The 5,775-nt window shown below is 75.9% G+C and carries 7 protein-coding genes; 3 read left to right on the top strand and 4 right to left on the bottom strand.

The genetic code is table 11. The features are described from left to right. Window positions 1-704: ABC transporter permease (locus ACR807_RS40845; protein WP_438926918.1), on the bottom strand; the 704-nt coding region annotated here is incomplete at its 3' end. Beyond that, a complete protein-coding gene (locus tag ACR807_RS40840) occupies window positions 701-1,612 on the bottom strand; it encodes an ABC transporter ATP-binding protein (protein ID WP_438926917.1) in 912 nt (303 codons plus the stop codon). The genes ACR807_RS40840 and ACR807_RS40845, both read right to left, overlap by 4 nt. 108 nt (window positions 1,613-1,720) lie before the next feature. Here ACR807_RS40840 and ACR807_RS40835 point away from each other — a divergent pair, with 108 nt between their 5' ends. Together ACR807_RS40835 and ACR807_RS40830 are read left to right on the top strand one after the other, a co-directional pair. After that, window positions 1,721-2,869 carry a sensor histidine kinase gene (locus ACR807_RS40835; RefSeq protein ID WP_438926916.1) on the top strand — a complete coding sequence of 383 codons (1,149 nt, stop codon included), beginning with the start codon at window positions 1,721-1,723 and terminating at the stop codon, window positions 2,867-2,869. Then, entirely contained in the window at window positions 2,866-3,468 is a 603-nt protein-coding gene (locus ACR807_RS40830; protein ID WP_438926915.1) for a response regulator transcription factor, read from the top strand. The genes ACR807_RS40835 and ACR807_RS40830 overlap by 4 nt, the downstream gene beginning before the upstream one ends. A gap of 58 nt (window positions 3,469-3,526) precedes the next feature. Here the strand turns inward: ACR807_RS40830 and ACR807_RS40825 are convergent, their stop codons facing one another. After that, entirely contained in the window at window positions 3,527-4,027 is a 501-nt protein-coding gene (locus ACR807_RS40825; protein ID WP_438926914.1) for a MarR family winged helix-turn-helix transcriptional regulator, read from the bottom strand. Between the two features lie 91 nt (window positions 4,028-4,118). Between ACR807_RS40825 and ACR807_RS40820 the strand changes: the two genes are divergently transcribed. Beyond that, a complete protein-coding gene (locus tag ACR807_RS40820; protein WP_438926913.1) occupies window positions 4,119-4,541 on the top strand; it encodes a Rid family hydrolase in 423 nt (140 codons plus the stop codon). 87 nt (window positions 4,542-4,628) lie between these two features. Here ACR807_RS40820 and ACR807_RS40815 read toward each other — a convergent pair. Further along, a partial coding sequence (locus tag ACR807_RS40815) for an aldehyde dehydrogenase family protein (RefSeq protein ID WP_438926912.1) occupies window positions 4,629-5,775 on the bottom strand: 1,147 nt, incomplete at its 5' end.

Below are 5,775 nucleotides of genomic sequence, written 5' to 3'. Positions count from 1 at the left end.
AGGCGGGTCGAGGCCGCGTGGGCGGCGGCGGTCCAGAGGACCAGGGAGACGAGGGCGAGGACGACCTGGCCGGTCGGGCCTCCCCAGGCGGCGCGGACCAGGAGGCCGACGGCCCCGCCCGGCACGAAGGCGACCCAGTCGTCCACCTCGCCCGCCGTGGCGACCACGCTGCCGAACACCAGGGCGACGAAGTAGGGGCCCGTGGTGATCTGGGCCATCTCCGCCGTGGACGTCACGCCGCTGGTCAGCACGGCGACCGCGCACGACATCGCCGCGCCGCCGACGACCGCGAGCAGGAACAGGCCGGGCCGCTCGGGCCACGGCGCGCCCGCCGCGAAGCTGACGCCCAGCAGCAGGGCGGTCTGCGCCACGGCCAGCAGGACGACCGGCAGCAGGAGGCCGGCGAGCACGACGGCGTCCGACGCGGCGCTGGTGCGCAGCCGCTTGAGGTACAGGTCCTGGCGGCGGGCGGTCAGGGCCGTGGTCGCCGTGAGGTAGACGGTGAACCCGAGGGTGAACAGGAGCTGGAACGCGATGGCCGCCGCCCAGCCGCCGTCACCGGGCTTCACCAGGGCGAAGTAGGCGCCACCGGCCAGGGGCAGCAGGAACGCCAGGGTGGCGGCGGTGCGGTTGCGCAGCAGGAGCTTCAGCTCCGCGGTGCCCAGGGCGGTGACCATGCCCAGGGGTGAGGTCGTGGTGGTCACGCGGCGGCTCCTGCGGTCGTGCGGGCGGCGTGGAAGACGTCTTCGAGGGACGCGTGGTGGGCGCGGACGCGGCCCAGGCGGAGGCCGGCCGACGAGGCCCACGCGAGCAGCGAGGCCAGGTCGTCCTGGAGTTCGGCGGTGCGCACCTCGACGCGGCCGTGCGGCCGGTGCAGCACGTCGCCGGTCAGCATGGGCAGGGCGCTCACGTCGAGCCCCTCGGGCATGTCGAACGCGATGCGCGCGGGGTGCGCGGCCAGCACCTCCTCGACCGTGCCGGACACCGCGACCACGCCCTCGTGCATGATCGCCAGCCGGTGGGCGAGGGTCTCGGCCTCCTCCAGGTAGTGCGTGGTCAGCACGACGGTCGTGCCGTCGGCGAGCAGTTCGCGCACCACGTCCCACGTGCGCTTGCGCGACTCGGGGTCCAGGCCGGTGGTGGGCTCGTCCAGGAACAGCAGCTCGGGCCGGCCGAGGACGGCGAGGGCCAGGTCGAGCCTGCGGCGCTCGCCGCCGGAGAGCTGCTTGACCCGCACGTCGCGCCGGTGGCCCAGGTCGAGCCGCTCCAGCACGTCGCGCACCGCGCGGCGACCGCTGACGCCGCCCCACAGGGCGACCAGCTCCGCCGGGGTCAGGTCGGCCGGGAAGCCGCTGTCCTGGAGCATGATCCCGGTGCGGGGCCGCAGCGCCGCGCGGTCGCGCACCGGGTCGCCGCCCAGCACCCGCACGGTGCCTGCCGAGGGCGCCCGCAGCCCCTCCAGCACCTCCATGGTCGTGGTCTTGCCCGCGCCGTTCGTCCCCAGGAGCGCGAACAGCTCGCCCCCGGCGACCTCGAAGTCGACCCCCCGGACGGCTTCGAAGGCGCCGTAGCGGCACCTCAGGCCGATCACCTCGATCACCGTGTCCCTCATGGTGACCATGCTCGGCGGCCCCCCGCGCGCCCGGTAGTGCCGCGGCGCACCGGTGCTCGTGACAGATGTCAGCAGACAGCCGTGCGCCCCGGCTCGTACATTCGCCCCGTGACCGGTCTGCGCCGCTTGCGGCACTACACGTGGTGGACGGTGGTGACGGGCGGCGTGGTCGTCGCCGTCGGCACCGGGCTCGACCTCGTGGTCAACGGCTACGGGCCGGTGAGGTCCGCGCTGCTGGCGCTGGCCGTGGTGGTCGTGGTGGTGCAGCACACCCGCTACCTGCACCAGGCGATGGGCGGTCTGGGCCGGGGCGAGGGGCGGCTGTGGGAGCACGCGGCGACGTTCGCGGTGGCGCTGGCCGCGTGGTCGGTGATGGCGAACGAGGGCGGGTTCCTGGTGGGCTGGGCGATGCTGCCCGGCCTGGTGATCGCGCACGTCGCGGCGACGCTCCCGGCCCGGGCGCGGTGGCCGGTCGTGGTCCTCGCCGGCGCCCTGACGGTGGCCGCGGGCGCGGTGTTCGGCGGCGCCGAGCGCGGCGCGGCGGTGGTGCTGGCCGTCATCATGATCGTCACGCTGGTGGCCGCCGACCTGGCGCAGCTGTGGATCTGGGACCTCGCGCAGCAGCTGGAGCGGGCCCGCAGCACGGCCGAGGCGCTGGCGGTGGCCGAGGAGCGGCTGCGGTTCGCCGCCGACCTGCACGACATCCAGGGCCACCACCTCCAGGCCATCGCGCTCAAGGGCGAGCTGGCGCAGCGGCTGATCGGCCGCGACGACGGGTTGGCGCGGCAGCACGCGGGCGAGGTGGCCGAGCTGGCGCGCACGGCGCTGCGCGAGACGCGCGACGTGGTGCAGGGCTACCGGCGGGCCAGCCTCGGGCTGGAGATCGCGAACGCGGTGGGCGTGCTGCGCGCGGCGGGCATCGAGACGGCCGTGACCGGGGACGCGGTCGACGTGCCGCCGCCGTTGCAGCCGCTGTTCGGCGCGCTGGTGCGGGAGGGCACGACGAACGTGCTGCGGCACAGCCGGGCGCGGCGCTGCGACGTGGTGATCACCGTGGTGGACGGCCGAGCGTGCGTGCGGCTGCGCAACGACGGGGTCGGCCCGGAGGAGGCGGGGTCCGGGGGCACGGGTCCGGGCGGGCAGGGCTCCGGGCTCGCGGGCCTGCGGGAGCGGTTCGCCGCGGTCGGCGGGCGGGTCGGCACCGACCGCGCGGGCGACGGGTTCGAGCTGGTCGGCACGGCGGCGGTGGGCCGGTGATCCGGGTGGTGCTGGCCGACGACGAGGACCTGATCCGGGGCGCGCTCGTGGCGCTGCTGGAGCTGGAGGACGACATCTCGGTCGTGGCGCAGGTCAGCGACGGCGAGGCGGCGGTGGCCGCGGTGCGCGAGCACCGGCCGGACATCGCGGTGTTCGACCTGGAGATGCCGCGCCGGGACGGGGTGCTCGCCGCCGAGGCGGTGCGGTCGCTGGACGGGGTGGCGGTGGTGATCGTGACCCGGCACGCCCGGCCCGGCGTGCTGCGGCGGGCGCTGAGCGCGGGCGTGCGCGGGTTCGTGCCGAAGACCACGCCCGCCGCGCAGCTCGCGTCGATCCTGCGGGACGTGCACGCGGGCCGCCGGTACGTGGACTCGGAGATCGCCGCCGCCGCGCTGACCGAGGGCACGTGCCCGCTGACCGCGCGCGAGCTGGACGTGCTGCGGCACGCCCTGGGCGGCGGCACGGTCGCGGCCATCGCCGCGGAGGCGCACCTGGCGGCCGGGACGGTGCGCAACTACCTGTCGTCGGCGATGACGAAGCTCGGCGTGAGCACCCGCTACGAGGCGGCGCGGCTGGCCTGGGACGAGGGCTGGATCTGACCGCGCGGGCCCGGTCCCGGGCCGGGTCCCGGTCTCGGGCCGGGTCCCGGGCCCGGTCTCAGGCCAGGTCGACCGGGCGCACCCGCAGCTTGGCGGCGATGCGGGCCAGCGCCTGCTGGTCGGCGGCGGTGAGCGGGTCGAGGACGAACCGCCGCACCGAGCGCACGTGCTCGGGCGCGGCGGCCACGACCACCTCGTAGCCGGCGTCGGTGAGGGCGGCGAGGGTGTACCGGCCGTCGTCGGGGTCGGGCGAGCGCTCCACCCAGCCCCGCTGCTCGAACCGCTTGACCACGTTGGACAGCCGCGACAGGGAGCCGTTGGCCAGGTAGGCCAGTTCGCTCATGCGCAGCCGCCGCCGCGGGGCCTCGGAGATGTGGCTGAGGGTCAGGTACTCGAAGAGGGTCAGCCCGGCCGCGCGGTGCAGCGGCGCCTCCAGCCGTCCCGGCAGCAGCAGGACCAGCGAGACCAGCCCGGTCCACGCCTCCTTCTCGGCCGCGTCCAGCCACAGCTGCTCGTCCGGGGCGTCCCCGCCGGGCTCCGGGGTTGCGGTGGTGGCCATGGCGGCACGATACCGAGCGGCCATGACTTCACGCGTGAAGCGAAAGCGTGCTACGTTTACTTCACACGTGAAGTCAACCGAGAGGACCCCCATGAGCGGGCCGACGTTCTTCGCCACCCCCGGCTACGGCGACACCCAGCTGGCGCGGATGCACTACCACCAGGCCGTCCGGATCGGTGACCGGGTCGAGACCTCCGGCCAGGCCGGCTGCGACGACGACCTGGTCTTCCCCGAGGCCCTGGCCGACGAGATCGCCCTCGCCTTCGACAACGTCGAGCGGACCCTCGCCGAGGCGGGGGCCACCTGGCGCGACGTCGTGGCCGTGGACTCGTACCACGTCCCCGCCTCCCCCGACTCCATCGGCGAGGACCACAACCGCGTCATGGTGGAGCAGTTCCGCGCGCGCACGGGCGACCGCGCGCCCATCTGGACCCAGCTCGGCGTGGCCGCCCTCGGCCTCCCGGGGATGCGCGTCGAGATCCGCGTCACCGCCGTCGTCGGGCACGGCGACTGACGGGACCCCGGGGCTGACGGGACTCCGGGGGCTGACGGGACTCCGGGGGCTGACGGGACTCCGGAGGCTGACGGGACCCCAGGGGCGTTAGCCCCTCGGCCGGGCCGGCTCGACGTGGACGACCTTCACCGCGGTCATCTCGTCGAGCAGCTCGGGCCCGTAGCCGAAACCGCTGCCCGAGGCCCGGCGCGGCTGCGCGGCGCCGCCGGGCGCGCCGCCGAACACCGCGTTGACCTTCACCGTGCCCACGGGCAGCGCCCGCCACGCCCGCTGCGCGTTGGCCATCGACCCGGTCAGCACGGTCGCGGCCAGGCCGTGCTCGTCCACGCACGCCTCGGCCAGGCCCTGCTCGAACGACGGCACCACGCGCACCGGGACCACCGGCCCGAACGTCTCCTCCCGCATCACCCGCATGTCCGGCGTGCAGCGGGCCAGCACGGTCGCCGGGTAGAACGCGCCCTCGCCGTCGGGCACCTCGCCGCCCACCAGCGGCTCCGCGCCGTCGGCGAGGGCCTCGACGACGTGCGCGTGCACGTGCTCGCGGTGCACGCGGTCAACCAAGGGCTGCGGGTCGGCGTTCCACCGGCGCGCCTCCTCGCACAGCGCCGCCAGGAACTCGTCCGCGACGTCCCGGTGCACGAACACGCGCTCCACGGACGTGCACAGCTGGCCCGCGTTGGTGAACCCGCCGAGCGCCGCCTGCCCCGCCGCCCACACCGGGTCCACGTCCGCGTCCACGAGCAGCGGGTCGTTGCCGCCGTTCTCCAGCAGCGCCTTCGCACCGGTCCGGGCGCACGCGGCGGCGATGGACCGGCCGGTCGCGGTGCCGCCGACGTGCGCGACGACGTCGACGTGCGGCGAGGCGGCCAGCGCGGCGCCCACGTCGCCCGCGCCGGTGAGGCCCTGGAGCACGCCCGGCGGGAAGTGCTCCACCATCAGCTCCGCGAGCAGCGCGCCGGTGTGCGGGCAGCGCTCGCTGGGCTTGTGCACGACGGCGTTGCCGGTCACCAGGGCCGCGCCGAGCAGGCCGCACGCCACCGCGACCGGGTCGTTCCACGGCGTCAACGCCACCACCACGCCGCGCGGCTCGGGCACCATCAGGTCGGTGGCGTCGGCCGAGCCCAGCAGCGACCGTCCACGGTGGACCGGGCCCAGCTCGGCGTACTGCTCCAGGGTGGACGCGCCGGCCAGCACGCCCTCGCGCGCGGAGGCGAGCGGCCGGCCGGTCTCGGCC

Origin of the sequence: Saccharothrix sabaoui (assembly GCF_051756985.1) — a bacterium.
In the GTDB taxonomy this organism is placed as follows: Bacteria; Actinomycetota; Actinomycetes; order Mycobacteriales; family Pseudonocardiaceae; genus Actinosynnema.
Note: the sequence above shows the minus strand (reverse complement) of the source record. Positions and strands in the feature narration are given on the sequence as shown.